Below are 20,256 nucleotides of genomic sequence, written 5' to 3' on the forward strand. Positions count from 1 at the left end.
GGTGGGCCAGCCGGTTAAAAGGACACCACCATGCCTATACAAATCTTACCGCCACAGCTGGCAAACCAGATCGCGGCGGGCGAAGTGGTGGAGCGTCCGGCGTCGGTGGTGAAAGAGCTGGTGGAAAACAGCCTCGATGCCGGGGCGACACGTATTGATGTCGATATTGAAAAAGGCGGCGCGAAGCTGATCCGTATCCGCGATAACGGCTGTGGTATCGCTAAAGACGAGCTGGCGATGGCGCTGGCACGCCACGCGACCAGTAAAATTGCCTCACTTGATGATCTCGAAGCCATCGTCAGCCTCGGATTTCGCGGGGAAGCGCTCGCCAGTATCAGCTCAGTTTCCCGCCTGACGCTCACCTCACGTACCGAAGATCAAAGCGAAGCCTGGCAAGCCTACGCTGAGGGGCGGGATATGGCGGTGACGGTTAAACCGGCCGCGCATCCGGTGGGGACGACGCTGGAAGTACTCGATCTGTTTTACAACACTCCCGCCCGACGCAAGTTTATGCGCACGGAAAAAACCGAGTTTACCCATATCGATGAAGTGATTCGCCGCATTGCGCTGGCGCGCTTCGATGTGGCAATTTCACTCAGCCATAATGGCAAGCTGATGCGCCAGTACCGCGGCGTGAGCCAGGATGCGCAGCGTGAGCGGCGGCTGGGGGCAATTTGCGGCACTACCTTTATGCAACATGCGCTGAGAATTGACTGGCAGCATGACGATTTGGCGTTGCGTGGCTGGGTGGCCGATCCGGCGGGTTCTCGCCAGGTAACGGACCTGCAATATTGCTACGTCAATGGCCGTATGATGCGTGACAAACTGATCAATCATGCCATCCGCCAGGCGTACCAAACCCAACTGGGGGATGAGCAGCAACCGGCTTACGTACTGTACCTGGAAATCGATCCGCATCAGGTGGATGTGAATGTCCATCCAGCCAAGCATGAGGTGCGTTTTCATCAGTCGCGTCTGGTGCACGATTTTATCTGGCAGGGCGTGATGAGTGCGTTGCAGGCCAGCCGTGCGGCAGAACTGCCGATCGCTCATGCAGAAGAACCTGCGCCGCAGTGGCAGCCAGAAAACCGTCAGGCGGCGGGGGGGAATCACTTTTCGCAGCCAGCGGCCGCACCGCGTCAGCCAGGCGCAACCCCCAGTGGCGGCTGGCAGCAAAAGGAGCCAACTTATCGCGCGCGCGAAGGGGTGGCTTATCAGCAGCTCCTGAAAACACCAGCCACTGTCGCGGCACCTCAGCCGCAGCCCGCGCCTAAACCTGAACGCGAAATGCCACTTGCTGCCCATGTACAGAGTTTTGGCCGGGTGCTGAGTGTGGTACGCGAGAGCTATGCCCTGTTGGAACGCGGCGATAAGCTATTCTTACTTTCGTTACCCGTGGCAGCACGCTGGCTGAAACAGGCCCAGTTGCAACCTGGAGAAGAGGGGTTAAAACCGCAGCCGCTACTTATTCCTGTCAGGTTGAAAATTGCCCCGGAAGAGTTGGCGGTTATTGGCCAGCAATCCACGCTGTTAACTGCGATGGGCATTGATTTACAAAGGGAAGGCCAGCATGTGACGCTACGCGCGGTGCCTTTACCGTTACGAACACAAAATTTACAAATCTTGATTCCAGACCTGTTAGGCTATCTCGCCCGGCAGCAAGAGGTCTCTGCATCCTCGCTGGCCCAATGGCTGGCACGTCGTGATGATGCAGAGGCAGCACACTGGAATCACTCGCAGGCGATTACGCTGCTGGCGGAGCTGGAACGGTTCTGTCCGCACTTGCTGAAGTCGCCGCCTTCTGGCCTGTTACAGGCCATTGAGATTGAGAGTGCGATTAACGCATTGAAGCATGAGTGAACAGAACCAGGCTGGCCGGCCTAAGGCAATTTTTTTGATGGGGCCTACCGCCTCCGGTAAGACGGCACTGGCAATTTCGTTGCGTCAGCATCTTCCGGTGGAACTTATTAGCGTTGACTCTGCCTTAATCTATCGCGGGATGGATATTGGCACGGCGAAGCCGTCTGCTGAGGAGTTAGCGCAGGCACCTCATCGTTTGCTGGACATTCGCGACCCGGCGGAAGCTTATTCCGCTGCTGAGTTTCGTCGCGATGCGCTGGCAGAAATGGCGGAGATCACCCAAAGGGGTAAGATTCCGTTGCTTGTTGGTGGAACTATGCTCTACTTCAAGGCGTTGCTTGAAGGATTGTCGCCGCTGCCCTCGGCCGATCCGGACGTGCGTCAGCGGATAGAGCAAATGGCGGCAGAAAAGGGTTGGGATGACCTTCACCGCCAGCTGTGTGAAATCGATCCGGTCGCCGGCAGTCGTATTCATCCGAATGATCCGCAGAGACTTTCGCGAGCACTGGAAGTTTTTTTTATTTCGGGTAAAACTTTAACGGAACTGACAAAAACATCCGGTGAAGCGTTACCCTACGACGTGTACCAATTTGCGATCGCTCCGGCGAACCGCGAGCTGTTACATCAACGCATTGCGTTGCGTTACAACCAGATGCTGGCGTCAGGATTTGAAGCGGAGGCTCGTGCTCTGTTTGCACGAGGTGATTTGCATACGGATATGCCTTCCATTCGCTGTGTAGGTTATCGTCAAATGTGGTCTTACCTCACTGGCGAAATCGATTACAACGAAATGGTTTATCGGGGAATTTGCGCAACCCGGCAGCTCGCGAAGCGCCAGATGACCTGGTTACGTGGCTGGCCCGACGTGCACTGGTTAGACAGTGATGAGCCAGAATTAGCGCGTAATGCGGTGCTTCAGGTTGTTAGTGCTAAGCAGGGATGATTGTGTACAATTGGTCCGTTATCGTGCGCAAATTTTTACGCAGTTTTTCTGAACCACGGTTCAAAAAGTAACAAACAACAAGCATATAAGGAAAAGATAGAATGGCTAAGGGGCAATCTTTACAAGACCCGTTTTTGAACGCACTGCGTCGTGAACGTGTACCGGTTTCGATCTATTTGGTGAATGGTATTAAGCTGCAAGGGCAGATTGAATCCTTTGATCAGTTCGTGATTTTGTTGAAAAACACGGTTAGCCAGATGGTGTACAAGCACGCCATCTCTACAGTAGTTCCTTCTCGTCCGGTATCGCACCATAGCAACAATGCGAGCGGCGGAAGCAGTAACTACCACCACGGCGGAAGCAACCAAACCGCTCAGTCGCAGCCACAACAAGACGGCGATAACGCAGAATAATTTTTTGTGTTGCCGTGAAGCCAGGGCTGGAGAGCGAATGCGTTTTCCCGTCCTGGTTATTTTATTTTAGCGAGGTTATAGCTTGTTTGACCGTTATGATGCCGGTGAGCAGGCCGTACTGGTACACATCTGGTTCTCCCAAGACAAAGAGCTGGAAGATTTGCAGGAGTTTGAAACTCTTGTCTCTTCTGCGGGCGTCGAAGCGCTGCAGGTTATTACTGGCAGCCGTAAAGCGCCACATCCCAAATATTTTGTCGGTGAAGGAAAGGCAGTTGAAATTGCCGATGCGGTAAAAGCGAGTGGAGCATCGGTCGTTTTATTCGATCATGCCTTATCCCCTGCTCAGGAACGAAATCTTGAGCGGCTGTGCGAATGTCGCGTTGTCGATCGCACCGGCTTAATTCTTGATATTTTTGCCCAGCGCGCCCGCACCCATGAGGGTAAATTGCAGGTCGAGCTGGCACAGCTACGCCATCTGGCTACCCGCCTGGTACGTGGATGGACGCACCTTGAACGTCAGAAAGGCGGCATTGGTTTGCGCGGTCCGGGTGAAACCCAGCTGGAAACGGACCGTCGTTTGCTGCGTAATCGCATCAGCCTGATCCTGTCCCGCCTTGAGCGCGTGGAAAAACAGCGCGAGCAGGGACGACAGGCGCGTGCCAAAGCGGATGTGCCAACCGTTTCTCTGGTGGGCTACACCAACGCCGGTAAATCCACCCTGTTTAATGCTATTACATCCGCGGATGTCTATGCTGCTGATCAGCTGTTTGCCACCCTGGATCCTACCCTGCGTCGCCTTAACGTCGCGGATGTGGGAGAAGTGGTGCTGGCAGATACGGTAGGTTTTATTCGCCACCTGCCTCACGATTTAGTTGCCGCATTTAAGGCAACCTTGCAGGAGACGCGCCAGGCGACTTTACTGTTGCATGTGATTGATGCGGCTGATGTCCGTCTCAATGACAATATTGAGGCGGTCAACGTCGTGCTGGAAGAAATCGAGGCCGATGAAATTCCAGCCCTGCTGGTAATGAACAAGATCGATATGCTGGAGGATTTTGCACCGCGTATCGACCGTGATGAAGAGAATAAGCCGATTCGCGTCTGGCTGTCAGCCCAGACGGGGGTCGGTTTGCCTTTACTGTGGCAGGCATTATCAGAACGCCTTGCCGGTGAAATTGCGCAGTACGACCTGCGTTTGCCGCCGGAAGCCGGACGTCTGCGCAGTCGTTTTTATCAGTTACAGGCGATTGAGAAAGAATGGAATGAAGATGATGGCAGTGTAGGTTTACATGTGCGTATGCCAATTGTTGATTGGCGTCGTTTATGTAAACAGGAGCCGTCGCTCGCCAGTTATATTGTTTGACCGTTGCCCAACTCATTTACCGGAAAGCCAGGACATCGGCTGCAAGGTAAAACGTAAATACAATAAATGGAGTAGAGACATGGCGTGGAATCAGCCCGGTAATAACGGACAGGACCGCGACCCGTGGGGAAGCAGCAATAATCAAGGCGGCAACTCTGGGGGAAATAAAGGAGGTCGCGATCAGGGACCCCCTGATCTGGATGATATCTTCCGTAAACTGAGTAAAAAACTCGGTGGACTGGGCGGTGGCAAACAGAGCGACAATGGCCAGCGCAGCGGCGGTAGCGGTGGCAAACTGGTCGGCATTGTTGCCGCAGCGGCAGTCATCATCTGGGCAGCCAGCGGTTTCTACACCATTAAAGAAGCGGAACGTGGCGTCGTCACCCGCTTCGGCAAATTCAGCCATCTGGTGGAACCAGGCCTCAACTGGAAACCCACTTTTATCGATCAGGTCCGTGCTGTGAACGTGGAAGCGGTGCGTGAACTTGCCGCGTCTGGCGTGATGCTGACATCAGACGAAAACGTGGTGCGCGTAGAAATGAACGTGCAGTACCGCGTCACCGATCCTGAGCGTTACCTCTATGCTGTGACCAGCGCGGATGACAGCCTGCGTCAGGCGACTGACAGTGCGCTGCGTGGCGTGATTGGTCGTTCTACGATGGACCGCATTCTGACCGAAGGTCGTACCGTGGTGCGTAGCGAAACCCAGCGCGAAATCGATGAAACCATTCGTCCGTACAACATGGGTATCACGCTGCTTGATGTTAACTTCCAGGCGGCGCGTCCACCGGAAGAGGTCAAAGCGTCGTTTGACGATGCGATTGCCGCGCGTGAAAACCGCGAGCAGTACGTGCGTGAAGCTGAAGCTTACGCCAACGAAGTTCAGCCGCGAGCTAATGGTCAGGCACAACGTATCCTGGAAGAGGCACGTGCTTACAAAGAACGCACAGTGCTGGAAGCGCAGGGTGAAGTCGCGCGCTTTGCCCTTATGCTGCCGGAATACAAAGCCGCACCGCAGATCACTAAAGAACGTCTGTACATCGAAAGCATGGAACGCGTGCTCAGTCATACCCGCAAAGTGTTGGTTAGCGACCGTAGCAATAACCTGATGATGCTACCGCTTGATCAACTGATGCGTGGCGCTCAGAGTGCTGCGGGTCAAAACGGCCAGAAAAATACCAATCTGATGAAGTTACCGCCGGTTTCGGACAGCAACGCCAGCAATAGCGACACTTCATCGTACAGTCCGAACAGCATCATGGATCAGCGTCGCGCCAATGCGCAGCGTAACGATACCCAGCGCGAAGGGAGGGAGTAATCGATGCGTAAGCCAATCATCGCCGTAATTATTGTAGTGCTGGTGGTGCTGTACGCGTCACTGTTCGTGGTGCAGGAAGGTCAGCGTGGCATCGTGCTGCGTTTTGGTAAGGTTCTGCGTGATAGCGAGAACAAGCCGCTGGTCTATGCGCCGGGTCTGCACTTCAAGATTCCGTTTATTGAAACCGTGAAATCACTGGATGCGCGTATCCAGACCATGGACAACCAGGCGGATCGCTTTGTCACCAAAGAGAAGAAAGACCTGATTGTTGATTCCTATATCAAATGGCGTATCAGTGATTTTAGCCGTTACTACCTGGCGACTGGTGGTGGCGATATTTCTCAGGCCGAAGTGCTGCTGAAACGTAAATTCAGTGACCGTCTGCGTTCTGAAATGGGTCGTCTGGATGTAAAAGATATCGTGACCGACTCACGTGGTCGTCTGACTACTGATGTGCGTGATGCCCTGAATACCGGCAGCGCGGGTAACGATGACGAAGTCCAGACGCCAGCTGCAGACGATGCGATTGCTGATGCTGCGGCACGCGTTGAGCGTGAAACCAACAGCAAAGAGCCAGCGCCGAACCCGAACAGCATGGCTGCCCTGGGTATTCAGGTGGTTGACGTACGGATTAAGCAGATCAACCTGCCAACTGAAGTCTCTGATGCGATCTACAACCGTATGCGCGCTGAGCGTGAAGCGGTAGCGCGTAGCCAGCGTTCACAGGGTCAGGAAGAGGCAGAAAAACTGCGCGCTCAGGCGGATTATCAGGTGACCCGTACACTGGCAGAAGCCCAGCGTGAGGCACTGATCTCCCGTGGTGAGGGTGATGCGCAGGCGGCGAAACTGTTTGCCGATGCGTTCAGCCAGGATCCGGATTTCTATGCCTTTATCCGTAGCCTGCGTGCCTATGAAAACAGCTTCGCAGATAATCAGGATATTATGGTTTTAAGTCCGGATAGCGATTTCTTCCGTTATATGAAGGCCCCCTCTAACGCAACGCGTTAAGAACTGATATAAATTCAAGGCCGACAATCTTGTCGGCCTTTTTTTTGGGGAAAAGATAATGAACACAACCATCTGGATGGCACTGGCTTTGGTGCTGGTTCTGGAAGGGCTGGGGCCGATGTTTCTACCGCGTATCTGGCGACGTATGATTCTGGCTATGGCGCAGTTGCCGGATCGCCTGTTACATCGTTTTGGCGGTGGATTGGTGGTTGCCGGGGTGGTGATCTATTACATGTTAAGTGTGCACGCGAGCTAAAAATGCGCGTTATTTCGCAGCCTCGTTGTGTCTTGTCGCTGATTTATCCCCAACATGTTGTATCGATCAAAACTCAGGCAAAAAACCGCGCAATCGTATGCTAAAAGAGCTGAAAGTGGAAAAGTCAGGTGGTAGAATCCATTTTTAAGCAATCGGTGATTTTGAAAAAATGGGTAAGAACGTCGTCGTACTGGGCACCCAATGGGGTGACGAAGGTAAAGGCAAGATCGTAGACCTTCTCACAGAGCGCGCGAAATACGTCGTGCGCTATCAAGGTGGTCACAATGCAGGCCACACGCTGGTTATCAACGGTGAAAAAACCGTCCTCCACTTAATTCCATCAGGCATCCTGCGTGAAAACGTCACCAGCATCATTGGTAACGGCGTTGTGCTGTCACCAGAAGCGCTGATGAAAGAGATGAAAGGTCTTGAGGAGCGCGGTGTACCGGTACGCGAACGTCTGCTGCTGTCTGAAGCCTGCCCGTTAATCCTGCAATACCATGTCGCGATGGACCTGGCGCGTGAAAAAGCGCGTGGTGCTAAAGCTATCGGTACCACCGGTCGTGGTATCGGCCCAGCCTACGAAGATAAAGTTGCCCGCCGTGGCCTGCGCGTTGGCGATCTCTTCAACAAAGAAACCTTCGCTGCCAAGCTGAAAGAAGTGGTGGATTACTACAACTTCCAGCTGGTGAATTACTACAAAGAAGATGCTGTCGACTACGACAAAGTGCTGAACGATGTGATGGCTGTGGCCGACATCCTGACCAGCATGGTCGTTGACGTGTCTGAACTGCTGGATAACGCGCGTCAGCGTGGCGATCTGATCATGTTCGAAGGTGCGCAGGGTACGTTGCTGGATATCGACCACGGTACTTATCCGTACGTGACCTCGTCAAACACCACCGCTGGTGGCGTGGCAACCGGTTCTGGTATCGGTCCGCGTTATGTTGACTATGTGCTGGGTATCGTTAAAGCCTACTCAACCCGCGTGGGTGCAGGTCCGTTCCCGACTGAACTGTTTGATGAAACCGGTGAGTTCCTGTGCTCCAAAGGTAACGAGTTCGGTGCCACCACCGGTCGTCGTCGTCGTACCGGTTGGCTGGATGCCGTGGCGGTTCGCCGTGCAGTGCAGATCAACTCACTGTCAGGTTTCTGCATGACCAAACTGGACGTGCTGGATGGCCTGAAAGAAGTGAAAATTTGTGTGGGATATCGCATGCCGGATGGCCGCGAAGTCACCACTACGCCGCTGGCTGCTGAAGGCTGGGAAGGTATTGAGCCGATTTACGAATCAATGCCGGGCTGGAGTGAAAACACCTTTGGCGTGAAAACGCTGGAAGGTCTGCCGCAGGCCGCACGTGACTACATCAAACGTGTGGAAGAGGTAACCGGTGTTCCGGTGGATATTATTTCTACTGGTCCTGACCGTAGTGAGACCATGATTTTGCGCGATCCTTTTGACGCATAATCCCCTCTGGCCGGACCCTGTCCGGCCTCTGTTTCTCTGCTCTTTGACTCCGCTCACAATATTTTTTCTTGCAAATATCAAGAGTTGCCTGAAAAAAACGCACCGGCCTTCACGCACTGGTTTATCATCATTAAACGCAACGCCAATCGGCATATAAAAATAACACCCGATGATTCACTGAGGTACATGTGCAGCTTACAAGTTTTACTGATTACGGTCTGCGTGCCTTGATCTACATGGCCACTTTGCCCGAGGGTAAGCAGACCAACATTACTGAAGTGACCGATACCTATGGGGTGTCGCGTAATCACATGGTGAAAATCATCAACCAACTGAGCCGGGCCGGCTTTGTGGCCGCAACACGCGGTAAAAACGGCGGAATTCGTTTAGGCATGGACCCGGAAAAAATTGTCATTGGCGACGTTGTCAGGAAAATGGAGCCACTACAGCTGGTTAACTGTAGTGAATGCAGCATTACGCCAGCCTGTCGCTTGCGCAAAGCGTTGAACAATGCGGTCCAGCTATTCCTTGATGAGCTGGATAATTACACGCTGGCCGATCTCGTCAAAGACAACGAACCACTGTACCAAATCTTATTGTCCGAACCGCCGGTGGCAATCCATCAAAAATGACATCGGAGGAACCGTAATGTCAAAAGATCCTTTTCAGGAAAGAGAAGCTGAAAAATATGAAAACCCGATCCCCAGTCGGGAGTTTATTCTGGCGCTATTAGAAAAGCGCGAAAAGCCTGCCAGCCGCGATGACATCGCCCAGGAACTCAATATCAGCAGTGAAGATCAACTGGAAGCGCTGCGCCGTCGTCTACGTGCCATGGAGCGCGATGGACAGCTGATATTTACCCGCCGTCAATGCTACGCGCTGCCTGAGCGCCTTGATTTGCTGCGTGGCAAAGTGATTGGCCATCGTGATGGTTACGGCTTTCTGCGCGTCGAAGGGCAGAAGGATGATTTCTATCTCTCTGCCGAACAGTTGAAACTGTGTCTGCACGGTGACGTGATCCTGGCGCAACCCGGTGGCGCGGATCGCAAAGGTCGCCGCGAGGCGCGCGTAGTACGCGTGCTGGAGCCACGTAACAGCCAGATTGTTGGTCGTTACTTTACCGATGCCGGTACGGGCTTTGTAGTGCCGGACGACAGTCGTCTGAGCTTTGATATCCTCATCCCACAGGACCAGACGCTGAACGCGCGTATGGGCTCGGTCGTGGTGGTGGAGATTACCCAGCGCCCGACGCGTCGCACCAAAGCGCTGGGCAAAGTCACGGAAGTGCTGGGCGATAATATGGGCACTGGTCTGGCTGTCGATATGGCGCTGCGCACCCATGAAATCCCCCACGTCTGGCCGGAAGAAGTCGAAAAACAGATCGCCAAACTGAAAGAAGAAGTGCCGGAAGCGGCGAAGAAAGGTCGTGTCGATCTGCGTCAGTTGCCGTTAGTCACCATTGATGGTGAGGACGCGCGCGACTTCGACGATGCTGTTTACTGTGAGAAAAAACGCGGTGGTGGCTGGCGCTTATGGGTGGCGATTGCCGACGTCAGTTATTACGTGCGTCCGGGCACGGCTCTGGACAACGAAGCCCACCAGCGCGGCACCTCGGTATATTTCCCGTCGCAGGTAGTACCGATGCTGCCGGAAGTGCTGTCGAATGGTCTCTGCTCACTGAATCCGCAGGTTGATCGCCTGTGTATGGTGTGCGAAATGACCATCTCGGCCACCGGCAAACTGACCGGCTACAAACATTATGAAGCGGTGATGAATTCACACGCGCGCCTGACCTACACCAAAGTGTGGAACATCCTGCAAGGCAACCCGGAGCTGCGTGAACAATACGCACCGCTGGTGAAGCATCTTGAAGAGTTGCACCGCATGTATCAGGTGCTGGAAAAGTCGCGTGAGCAGCGTGGCGGCATCTCCTTCGAAACCGAAGAAGCTAAATTCATCTTCAATGCCGATCGTCGTATTGAGCGCGTCGAGCGCACGGTGCGCAACGATGCCCATAAGCTGATTGAAGAATGTATGATCCTCGCCAACATCGCGTCAGCGCGTTTTGTTGAGAAGAACGAAGAGCCGGCCTTGTTCCGCGATCACGATCGCCCGAGTGACGACAGCATCACCAGCTTCCGTACCGTACTGAACGAACTGGGCCTGAGCCTGCCGGGTGGCAGCAAACCGCAGCCGATTGATTATGCCGAGCTGCTGACGCAGATCGCCGATCGCCCGGATGCAGAAATGCTGCAAACCATGCTGCTGCGTTCGATGAAACAGGCAGTGTACGATCCGGAAAACCGTGGCCACTTTGGTCTGGCACTGGCATCGTATGCACACTTCACTTCACCGATTCGCCGCTACCCGGACCTGCTGCTGCATCGCGCCATCAAATATCTGCTGGCGAAAGAGCAGGGTGAGGAGAAAGGTAACACCACGGCGACCGGCGGTTATCACTATGATATGCAGCAGATGCTGCAGCTCGGCCAGCACTGTTCCATGACCGAACGCCGTGCCGATGAGGCCACGCGTGACGTTGCTGACTGGCTGAAATGCGACTTTATGCAGGACCAGGTGGGTAACGTCTTTACCGGCGTGATCTCCAGCGTGACCGGTTTTGGTTTCTTTGTGCGTCTGAACGATCTGTTTATCGATGGCCTGGTGCATGTTTCATCGCTGGACAATGATTACTACCGCTTCGATCCGGTAGGTCAGCGTCTGATCGGTGAATCCGGTGGGCGAACCTATCGCCTGGGCGATGCCGTTGAAGTGCGGGTGGAAGCGGTGCACATGGACGAACGCAAAATCGACTTCGCGCTGATTTCCAGCCAGCGTGTCCCGCGTGGTGAGGGCAAAACTGCTCGCGAGCGCGAGAAGCGTGGTGGACAAGCTCCGGCTAAACGCCGCCGTGATGCCGGTAAAAATGTGAATTTCGAGCCGGATGCTGCTTTCCGCGGTGAGAAGAAAAAACCGGCGAAAGCGAAAGCTGAGAAAAAAAGCAAAAAAGTCTCCGAAAAAACCCGTAAAATCGCCGCCGCCACTAAGGCTAAGCGCGCGGCGAAGAAGAAAACCAGCGAAGCCTGATGCTGATCAGTTGTAGCGGCGCGATTTATCGCGCCGCGACGTCCGACATCCAACCTTGAGCAAAGTAATGAGTGAAATAATTTTTGGTATCCATGCCGTGCAGGCCCTGCTGGAACGCGATCCTCAGCGTTTTCAGGAAGTCTTTATTCTCAAAGGCCGTGATGATCGTCGCCTGCAACCGCTGATCGCCGCGCTGGAAGCTCAGGGTATTGTGATTCAGCTGGCCAATCGCCAGTGGCTGGATAGCCAGGTGGAAGGCGGTGTGCATCAGGGGATCGTGGCACGCGTGAAGCCAGGTAAAAATTATCAGGAAGGCGATCTGCCGGATCTGCTGGAATCGCTGGATAACCCGTTCCTGTTGATCCTCGATGGCGTTACCGATCCACATAACCTCGGAGCCTGTCTGCGCAGCGCCGATGCGGCTGGCGTGCATGCGGTGATCGTACCGAAAGATCGTTCCGCACAGCTGAATGCCACAGCGAAAAAAGTGGCCAGTGGAGCAGCAGAAAACGTTCCGCTGATCCGCGTGACTAACCTGGCGCGCACCATGCGTTTGCTGCAGGAGTACAACATCTGGATCGTCGGTACGGCCGGTGAAGCCGATCATACGCTGTACCAGAGCAAGCTGCCGGGTTCACTGGCGCTGGTGATGGGTGCAGAGGGCGAAGGTATGCGCCGTCTGACGCGTGAGCATTGCGATGAGTTGATCAGCATCCCGATGGCGGGCAGCGTATCTTCTCTGAACGTTTCCGTGGCGACCGGTATTTGTCTGTTCGAAGCAGTACGTCAGCGCCTGGCGTGATCCCCTCCGCAAATTAGTTTTTGTACCAGGCATAACTGACTATCACCCCCATACTTAGGCTGTGAGCCTAATGAGGGGGACGTTATGACCTGGACAACCCACAGCGTTTTCAATCAGCCTCAGCCGCTCAGCAACAGCAACCTGTTTACCCGCGATCTTCCCTTATGCGAAGCCGTCGCGCGGGAAGGTGCCAGCTGGGATCGTGAATGGCTGGCTTCGGTCGGGCTGCAACTCGGCAGTGCTGAATCTCTCGAACTGGGACGACTGGCCAATGCCCAGCCGCCGGAGCTGCTGCGCTATGACGCGCGCGGTGAACGGCTGGATGAGGTACGCTTTCATCCCGCGTGGCATCTGCTGATGCAGGGCTTATGCGCCAGCCGCCTGCACAATCTCAGCTGGCAACCCGATGTTCAGCCCAACGCGATGGTGGCTCGTGCGGCGCGCTTTATCCTGCACGCGCAGGTGGAGGCTGGGTCGCTTTGCCCGGTTACCATGACCCACGCCGCCATTCCGCTGCTACAAAATCACCTGCCAGAACCCTGGCTCGACTGGCACGATGCGTTGCTGAGCGATCGCTACGATGCCCATCATCAACCCGGTAATAAGAAACGGGGTTTGCTGATTGGTATGGGGATGACCGAAAAACAGGGCGGCACTGATGTGCTGAGCAACAGTACGCGCGCGGAACCCTTGGGTGGACGCGGCCCCGGTGAGGCTTATCGCATTATCGGCCATAAATGGTTTTTCTCGGTGCCACAAAGCGACGCGCATCTGATACTGGCGCAAACCTCGGGTGGCCTGAGCTGTTTTTTCCTGCCGCGCCTGCTACCGGATGGTGCACGCAATGCTATCCGGCTTGAACGCCTCAAAGACAAGCTTGGCAATCGCTCCAATGCCAGCTGTGAAGTAGAGTTTCAGGATGCGATCGGCTGGCTGTTGGGAGAAGAGGGCGAAGGCGTGCGGCTGATCCTGAAAATGGGCGGTATGACGCGTTTCGATTGCGCACTCGGTAGCCACGGGCTGATGCGGCGTGCATTCTCCATTGCCCTGCACCACACCCAGCAGCGTCAGGTGATGGGCAAAAACCTCAGCGACCAGCCGCTGATGCGGGCGGTGCTGGCCCGGCAAGCGCTACAGCTGGAGGGGCAAACCGCGTTGCTGCTGCGTCTGGCGCGCGCCTGGTCAACCCCCGCCAGCGAGCATGAACGCCTCTATGCCCGTCTCTTCACCCCGGCTGCCAAATATGTGACTTGCCAGGCGGGGATTCCCTTTGTCGCCGAAGCGATGGAGGTGCTGGGCGGCATCGGTTATTGCGAAGAAAGCGAGTTGCCACGGCTGTACCGTGAGATGCCAGTCAACAGCATCTGGGAAGGTTCTGGCAATGTCATGTGTCTGGATGTGTTGCGGGTACTTAACCGCCAATCGGATACGCTGACGATGCTGAGTGATGAACTGGACGCGGTGAAAGGGTGCAATCGTCATTTCGACCGCCGCTGGCGGCAGCTACGCCTGCGTCTCGGTAACGTACAGGAGGCGCAGGCGCGTGCCGTAACTGAGGATCTGTTGCAGCTGGCAACGGCGGCGATCCTGCTGAAAGTGGCGGAGCCACCGCTGGCCGATGGCTGGTGTCAGCAGTTCCTGGATACGCGCGGCAAACCGCTGTTGAGCCACGACCTTAGCTCACGCCTACTGCTGCGGGCTATTGCCAGTTGAGGGCGCATAGAGAACAGCGGTGGAGTACCAGAAACCGGGCATCACCGTCTCATCTATTAATAAAATCTGATACCAGGTGGCACCTAACTGATTAGCCCGCGCGGCAATAGCGCGTTGGGCATCATCCGGTGAACCCCGTACCTGGACGCTGATGGTACCCAGTTTGCGCAAGCCGTAGCTCTGCGCCCGGTTAATCTCCTGGGCATGCGCCGTGGGCGGTGGTGGTGCTTTGGGCGTCGGCGTAAGCGCCGAGCAGCCGCTTAACAGCAGGCTCAGCGCCAGAAATAACGAAACACGCATGGCAACTCCGGTTCGGGGAAGATGGCTCAAGTGTATGCCATCTTCCCCTGTGCTATCAGGACTTCAGATGAAAAATACTCACCAGCTCGGTCAGATGATGCCCCTGCTGACTCAGACTCTGGGCTGAAGCCTCAGATTCGGTGACTAAATCACTGCTCTGATGGGTTGCCTGGCTGATGTGGTTCATCGCCAGGTTCACCTGACCAATACCTGACGCCTGCTCCTGCGCGGCGATATTGATTTCGCCCATCAGGGTTTTCACCTGCGCGATATGCTCAACAATGTGATTCATGGCATCGCGTGTCTGCTCAGACAGGCTATGACCCTCCGCGACTTTGCTGATGGAGCTGGCGATCAGTCCATCGATCTCTTTTGCTGCCTGGGCACTGCGCTGCGCCAGTGCGCGAACTTCCGCTGCCACCACCGCGAAACCTTTACCGTGCTCGCCCGCGCGTGCCGCTTCCACCGCGGCATTCAGTGCGAGGATATTGGTCTGGAAAGCAATGGATTCAATCACATGGGTGATGTCGGCAATGCTCTGCGAGGCGACGCGAATGTCTGCCATGGTGCTGACCGAACGCGATACGGTCTCGCCACTGCGGGCAACGGTTTGATCAGCCTCACTCACCCGCGCCAGTGCCTGGCGTACATTAGCGGCAGTTTGCGCCACGGTGGCACCAAACTGCTCCATGCTGGCCGAGGTTTGTTCCACGCTGCTGGCCTGACGACCAATCTGCGCGCTGATATTCTGGCTGCTGGCGGCGATGCTGTCAGTGCCCGCGCTGATTTGTTGTGCCGTCCGGCGTACCTGGCCGACGATCTGCTCCAGGCCGTCGCCAATACCGTTGATCGCCCCCACCAGTTGGCCGATTTCATCATGACGCGTGGAGTCGAGGTGCGCCTGCAAATTACCCGCCGCATACTCTTTGGCAAGATGAATCACCTGATGCAACGGACGGGTAATGGCACGGCGGCTGTACCACATAAATCCGCAGGCAAAGAGGATAACCAGCGCCAGACCGATGGCGACAAACAGGTCACGGCTGTGGGTAATCGGGGCCAGCAGGCTGGCACGGCTGACTTCCCCGGCGATAATCCAGTTCCATCCCGGCAGCTGTTGCCAGGCCAGCAGTTTGGTTTCGCCATCCAGCTGCATGGTGAGTAAACCTTTCGGCTGGCTCAGTAGCTGTTGCTGTGTCCTGACATCCCACAGCGGCAATTTACCTTCGCGCTGGCTGGCAAACAAAAATTGCCCTTGGGTGGTGCCGGGCGCGCCATTCAGCACAAAGAAATGCCCACTGTCGCCGAGATGGCGCGCCAGCACTTTGTCGCGCATCAGCGCGTATTGTTGATCGATTTGCACTCCGACAAACAGAATGCCGATGACTGCGCCGCTCTCATCCATTACCGGCTGATACTGCGTGATATAACGATGACCAAACAGGGTTGCCAGACCACGGTAAGCTTCGCCCTGATTCACGCTGCGCCAGGCCGCGCTGCTGCGGTCCAGTCTGGTGCCGATCGCACGCTGGCCGTCTTCTTTCTTCAGCGAGGTGGCGATGCGCACATAATCGTCGCCGTCACGTACGAAAATGGTGGAGACTGCACCGGTACGATCGAGGAAATCATCCACGGCAATCTGGTCAAGGTTGAGGGTTTTCAGCCCGGCACGCAGGGTGGGTGTGCTGATATCCCCCACCTGGATGCGGGTGCCTTCATCACGACTGAAGCGTTTGGGGAGAAAACTCTGAAACAGCCGGGTGTAATTCGCCACTTCGGCAGACAAGGTGGTATTAAACATGCTGGCCATCTCACTGATGCCCTGCACCTGATTTTGCATATCGTCCGTCGCCAGATTTTCCAGCTGACGGGAGGCGTTGTGGCTCAGGGTAAGAGTGAGGGTCAGCAGCACTACGGCTACGCTTAAAGACGTCAGTACAGACAGCTTAATTCCGAGACCCATGGCGCTGAGAGAGAGACGCTTCATAAAGTACCTATGTTGATATGGATGAGGAGATACAAGATCAACGGCAAATCGGGGAAAAGGTTTAGGGTGGAAATTATTCACGCGAAATTGTGAAGTAACTCGCGTTTCAGGTCTCAGGGTTTACACTGTGAGCAGGTGATAATCATTCTCAACGGAGGCGACATGATTGAACTGGCAACCGAAACACTGGCAGGGATTCAGTGTATCCATGCGGCACCATCCGGACAGCGCCTGGCGCGTTTACCGACCGTGCTGTTTTATCATGGCTTCACCTCGTCAAAAGAGGTGTACAGCTACTTTGCGGTTGCTCTCGCTCAGGCGGGTTTTCGCGTGGTGATGCCGGATGCGGATATGCATGGTGCCCGCTATAACGGTGATACGGAAACCCGTATGACGCATTTCTGGGAGATCCTCCGAAAAAATATCGACGAAGTACCGCTACTGGAAGCCGCGCTGCGCGCCAATGACTGGATTGCCGATGATCGCTTTGCCGTGGCGGGTGCTTCAATGGGCGGGATGACAGCACTCGGGGCAATGGCGCGTTATCCGCAGATTCACAGCGTCGCCTGCATGATGGGGTCGGGCTATTTTATGCAACTGAGTCACACGCTGTTCCCGCCGCTGGTGGCGCGCACGCCGCAGCAGAAAGAAGCTTTTGCCGCCCGGCTGGCACCGTTAGCCAGTTACGATCCCAGCCAGCAACTGGATAAACTGGCGAACCGTCCGCTGCTGCTGTGGCACGGGGAAGCCGATGAGGTGGTGCCGTTCGCGGAAACGGTGCGGCTGGAGAAAGCGCTGCGTGAAGCGCAGCTGGATGGGCGTGTCACTTATCTGTCGGAAAAGCAGATCGGCCACAAAATCACGCCTTCAGCGCTGGGCGCGCTGGTGAGTTTTTTCAAACATCACCTGTGAAAATAATTCGGGCTGGCAAAAAACTGCCAGCCCGTTACGACATACCGGACTACAGCTGTGACGACAACCGTTCAGCCGCGCTACTGTTGGCCCCGGTGTGGTTATTATCACTTGGGGCGCCCAGTCGGTTGACGTAGACATAGCCTGATGCCGCTTTGCTGCTGTTACTTCTCATCTGTTGCGCATAGTCAGTTGAGCTGGCAAAAGCGGGTGTAGACAGGAAGAGACCCAGTAAAGTGGCGATGACGATACTTCTCATAATCGACTCCTCACTACAGGGAATTCACTCTCAGACGCCGACGACAAGCTAAACCGTTGCGTCTATAAATAGTTTAGTTCTTCACCACATTGCTGCCAGCCGGTCCTGTTGAACACCTTGTTCAGCTATTTTGATGAAATGCCGCTTAACCTCCTGAATTTTCACCCTTAGCACAAAAGGTGCCATCATCTGGCACGTTGCACGCCATTTGATGAATTGTGCGCTTGAGTTTAGCGGACAACGTCAGTATGATTACGCGTCAATTTTTCAGCTGCATTCAGAGGTGTGTTTCATTTATTGGATGATTCACAACCTATAACGTTCCTTGCTTCCGTGGGCCGCAGCTGACCCTGACAGGAGGCTGAATAATCCGTAAGGAGCAATTTCGATGCGTCATTACGAAATCGTATTTATGGTCCATCCTGACCAGAGCGAACAGGTTCCGGGCATGATCGAGCGTTACACTGGTGCTATCACTGGTGCACAGGGCACGATCCACCGTCTGGAAGACTGGGGCCGCCGTCAGCTGGCTTACCCGATCAACAAACTGCACAAAGCACACTATGTTCTGTTGAACGTAGAAGCGCCGCAGGAAGTGATTGACGAGCTGGAAACTAACTTCCGCTTCAACGACGCCGTTATCCGCAGCATGGTTATGCGCGTTAAGCACGCGGTAACTGAAGCATCTCCGATGGTTAAAGCGAAAGACGAGCGTCGTGAGCGCCGTGAAGACTTCGCTAACGAAGCGGCAGATGACTCAGATGCTGGGGATTCTGAAGAGTAATCCATAATGACGGCCAATCGACTGCGCCTGTCTGGCACTGTGTGTAAGACGCCGGTTCGAAAAATCAGTCCGTCAGGAATTCCTCACTGCCAGTTCGTGCTTGAGCACCGTTCCATGCAGGAGGAAGCCGGGTTTCACCGGCAAGCCTGGTGTCAGATGCCGGTGATTATCAGCGGCAGCACCCATCAGGTGATTACTCAACATATAACGGTCGGCACGCAACTCACTCTCGAAGGTTTTATTAGCTGCCATCAGGCACGCAATGGCCAGAGTAGAATTGTGTTACATGCCGAGCAGATTGAATTGATAGATTCTGGAGACTAGCCAAATGGCACGTTATTTCCGTCGTCGCAAGTTCTGCCGTTTCACCGCGGAAGGCGTTCAAGAGATCGACTACAAAGATATCGCTACGCTGAAAAACTACATCACTGAAAGCGGTAAGATCGTACCGAGCCGTATCACCGGTACTCGCGCAAAATACCAGCGTCAGCTGGCTCGTGCTATCAAGCGCGCGCGTTACCTGTCTCTGCTGCCGTACACTGATCGTCATCAGTAATCGGTTGCTGTCTAATAACGACTTTAAGAGGATAAGGTAATGCAAGTTATTCTGCTTGATAAAGTAGCAAACCTGGGCAGCCTGGGTGATCAGGTTAACGTTAAAGCGGGTTACGCTCGTAACTTCCTGGTTCCGCAGGGTAAAGCTGTTCCTGCTACCAAGAAAAACGTTGAATATTTCGAAGCGCGCCGCGCTGAACTGGAAGCCAAACTGGCTGACGTTCTGGCAGCTGCTAACGCACGTGCTGAGAAAATCAACGGTCTGGGCAGCGTCACCATCGCGTCTAAATCAGGCGACGAAGGTAAACTGTTCGGTTCCATCGGTACTCGCGACATCGCTGACGCTGTAACTGCAGCTGGCGTTGAAGTGGCTAAGAGCGAAGTTCGTCTGCCGAACGGCGTTCTGCGCACTATCGGTGAGCACGAAGTTGACTTCCAGGTTCACAGCGAAGTATTCGCGAAACTGGTTGTGAATGTAGTTGCTGAGTAATTTTACTCGGTAATGCGAAAAAGCCGGCCTTGTGCCGGCTTTTTTGTTATTGCGCGCGGATAAAGCTGCCGTCAGGCTGACGGGTAAACAGCACCGGGCCGTTGCCGCTATCCACTGTCAATCCCGTCACCACACCCTGCGCATTCTGGCGAATTTTCACCTGCTGACCCGTCTGCAGGGCGCTGAGCGGCTGATCGTTACCTTCCACCCGCGCCATGGCAAACACATCACTCACCGGTAAATTGTTATCACGGAACAGCTGCGCCAGCGTCTGGCCTGAAGCCACGGTATAACTGCGCCATTCCCCCTGAGAATCGGGTTTTGGCGTGCTGTTGTTGTCATAGATTTCTGCCTGCATTGGCACTTGTTTGGCTGCATTATCGCTGACCGGGCGCTCCACCGGATACTGAGGGGTACTGGACGGCCACAGGAACGCCAGCAGGATAATCACCAGCGCAATCACGATACCGCGACGATGCAGGGCGGGTAGCGGATCCATCCAGCGTACGTTATCCAGCAGATGCCAGATACGGCCCAGACTGCCGGGAAGTCGGGAAGGGGTAGCAGAAGCCATTCGTGGTTCCTCCTCACTGGTAACCGGGCGTTTGCCTTGCGGCAGCAAGTTCCGCAACCAGGGTAAAGTACGCGGGGTGCGCGTCCTGCGACGTCGTGGGGCGATCTGGCCCATGTATTCTCTCTTATCTCGACGGTGGAAAGGTTTATCCTTCCCTTAAATGT

General features: G+C 55.0%; 21 protein-coding genes. 17 read left to right on the forward strand and 4 right to left on the reverse strand.

Annotated features, from left to right (window positions below; translation table 11 throughout):
* Positions 1-30 precede the first annotated feature (30 nt).
* From mutL to PW844_RS26850, 12 genes are all read left to right on the forward strand, one after another.
* Entirely contained in the window at positions 31-1,860 is a 1,830-nt protein-coding gene (gene mutL / locus PW844_RS26795; protein WP_299458400.1) for a DNA mismatch repair endonuclease MutL, read from the forward strand.
* Positions 1,853-2,803, forward strand: coding sequence for a tRNA (adenosine(37)-N6)-dimethylallyltransferase MiaA (gene miaA, locus PW844_RS26800; RefSeq protein WP_299458402.1), 951 nt, complete (start codon positions 1,853-1,855; stop codon positions 2,801-2,803). Before mutL ends, miaA begins: the two co-directional genes overlap by 8 nt.
* 101 nt (positions 2,804-2,904) lie before the next feature.
* Positions 2,905-3,216 (forward strand): RNA chaperone Hfq, encoded by a 312-nt coding sequence (gene hfq, locus PW844_RS26805; protein WP_084877160.1) that lies wholly within the window; start codon positions 2,905-2,907, stop codon positions 3,214-3,216.
* An 82-nt stretch (positions 3,217-3,298) separates the two neighbouring features.
* On the forward strand, positions 3,299-4,579 hold the full coding sequence (gene hflX / locus PW844_RS26810) for a ribosome rescue GTPase HflX (protein WP_299458405.1): 1,281 nt from the start codon (positions 3,299-3,301) through the stop codon (positions 4,577-4,579).
* A 79-nt stretch (positions 4,580-4,658) separates the two neighbouring features.
* On the forward strand, positions 4,659-5,897 hold the full coding sequence (gene hflK, locus PW844_RS26815) for an FtsH protease activity modulator HflK (RefSeq protein ID WP_299458407.1): 1,239 nt from the start codon (positions 4,659-4,661) through the stop codon (positions 5,895-5,897).
* Positions 5,898-5,900: 3 nt separating this feature from the next.
* Complete coding sequence (gene hflC, locus PW844_RS26820; protein WP_208716643.1) at positions 5,901-6,905, forward strand: protease modulator HflC; 1,005 nt, start codon at positions 5,901-5,903, stop codon at positions 6,903-6,905.
* Between the two features lie 58 nt (positions 6,906-6,963).
* The gene (locus PW844_RS26825) at positions 6,964-7,161 is read left to right on the forward strand and encodes a DUF2065 family protein (RefSeq protein ID WP_208716641.1); all 198 of its coding nucleotides are present in this window, start codon (positions 6,964-6,966) and stop codon (positions 7,159-7,161) included.
* Positions 7,162-7,330: 169 nt separating this feature from the next.
* Entirely contained in the window at positions 7,331-8,629 is a 1,299-nt protein-coding gene (locus tag PW844_RS26830; protein WP_299458415.1) for an adenylosuccinate synthase, read from the forward strand.
* Between the two features lie 188 nt (positions 8,630-8,817).
* Positions 8,818-9,261 carry a nitric oxide-sensing transcriptional repressor NsrR gene (nsrR, locus tag PW844_RS26835; RefSeq protein WP_299458417.1) on the forward strand — a complete coding sequence of 148 codons (444 nt, stop codon included), beginning with the start codon at positions 8,818-8,820 and terminating at the stop codon, positions 9,259-9,261.
* 16 nt (positions 9,262-9,277) lie between these two features.
* Positions 9,278-11,716, forward strand: coding sequence for a ribonuclease R (rnr, locus tag PW844_RS26840; RefSeq protein WP_299458419.1), 2,439 nt, complete (start codon positions 9,278-9,280; stop codon positions 11,714-11,716).
* Positions 11,717-11,783: 67 nt separating this feature from the next.
* Entirely contained in the window at positions 11,784-12,518 is a 735-nt protein-coding gene (gene rlmB, locus PW844_RS26845; protein WP_084877141.1) for a 23S rRNA (guanosine(2251)-2'-O)-methyltransferase RlmB, read from the forward strand.
* 84 nt (positions 12,519-12,602) lie between these two features.
* Complete coding sequence (locus PW844_RS26850) at positions 12,603-14,231, forward strand: isovaleryl-CoA dehydrogenase (RefSeq protein WP_299458422.1); 1,629 nt, start codon at positions 12,603-12,605, stop codon at positions 14,229-14,231.
* Here PW844_RS26850 and bsmA read toward each other — a convergent pair.
* Together bsmA and PW844_RS26860 are read right to left on the reverse strand one after the other, a co-directional pair.
* Positions 14,205-14,531 (reverse strand): biofilm peroxide resistance protein BsmA, encoded by a 327-nt coding sequence (bsmA, locus tag PW844_RS26855; protein WP_299458424.1) that lies wholly within the window; start codon positions 14,529-14,531, stop codon positions 14,205-14,207. The two genes, PW844_RS26850 and bsmA, sit on opposite strands and share 27 nt — an antisense overlap.
* A gap of 55 nt (positions 14,532-14,586) precedes the next feature.
* Positions 14,587-16,518 (reverse strand): methyl-accepting chemotaxis protein, encoded by a 1,932-nt coding sequence (locus PW844_RS26860; protein ID WP_299458426.1) that lies wholly within the window; start codon positions 16,516-16,518, stop codon positions 14,587-14,589.
* A 162-nt stretch (positions 16,519-16,680) separates the two neighbouring features.
* On the opposite strand from PW844_RS26860, the gene yjfP reads away from it, so the two are divergent.
* Positions 16,681-17,430 (forward strand): esterase, encoded by a 750-nt coding sequence (gene yjfP / locus PW844_RS26865; protein WP_299458428.1) that lies wholly within the window; start codon positions 16,681-16,683, stop codon positions 17,428-17,430.
* A gap of 49 nt (positions 17,431-17,479) precedes the next feature.
* Here yjfP and PW844_RS26870 read toward each other — a convergent pair whose 3' ends face one another.
* A complete protein-coding gene (locus PW844_RS26870; RefSeq protein ID WP_299458430.1) occupies positions 17,480-17,689 on the reverse strand; it encodes a hypothetical protein in 210 nt (69 codons plus the stop codon).
* 388 nt (positions 17,690-18,077) lie between these two features.
* Between PW844_RS26870 and rpsF the strand changes: the two genes are divergently transcribed.
* Genes rpsF through rplI form a run of 4 tightly spaced genes read left to right on the forward strand, consistent with a single transcriptional unit; the run spans position 18,078 to position 19,518 of the window.
* Positions 18,078-18,473, forward strand: coding sequence for a 30S ribosomal protein S6 (gene rpsF / locus PW844_RS26875; RefSeq protein ID WP_013510684.1), 396 nt, complete (start codon positions 18,078-18,080; stop codon positions 18,471-18,473).
* A 6-nt stretch (positions 18,474-18,479) separates the two neighbouring features.
* Positions 18,480-18,797 carry a primosomal replication protein N gene (gene priB, locus PW844_RS26880; RefSeq protein ID WP_084877125.1) on the forward strand — a complete coding sequence of 106 codons (318 nt, stop codon included), beginning with the start codon at positions 18,480-18,482 and terminating at the stop codon, positions 18,795-18,797.
* 4 nt (positions 18,798-18,801) lie between these two features.
* A complete protein-coding gene (gene rpsR, locus PW844_RS26885) occupies positions 18,802-19,029 on the forward strand; it encodes a 30S ribosomal protein S18 (protein WP_000135199.1) in 228 nt (75 codons plus the stop codon).
* A 39-nt stretch (positions 19,030-19,068) separates the two neighbouring features.
* Positions 19,069-19,518: a 50S ribosomal protein L9 gene (rplI, locus tag PW844_RS26890; RefSeq protein WP_299458833.1), complete on the forward strand. Its 450-nt coding sequence runs from the start codon at positions 19,069-19,071 to the stop codon at positions 19,516-19,518.
* A 46-nt stretch (positions 19,519-19,564) separates the two neighbouring features.
* Here the strand turns inward: rplI and PW844_RS26895 are convergent, their stop codons facing one another.
* Complete coding sequence (locus PW844_RS26895) at positions 19,565-20,206, reverse strand: OapA family protein (RefSeq protein ID WP_299458834.1); 642 nt, start codon at positions 20,204-20,206, stop codon at positions 19,565-19,567.
* Positions 20,207-20,256 lie beyond the last annotated feature (50 nt).

The sequence above is a fragment of the Pantoea sp. genome, from assembly GCF_028283705.1.
Taxonomy (GTDB): domain Bacteria; phylum Pseudomonadota; class Gammaproteobacteria; order Enterobacterales; family Enterobacteriaceae; genus Pantoea.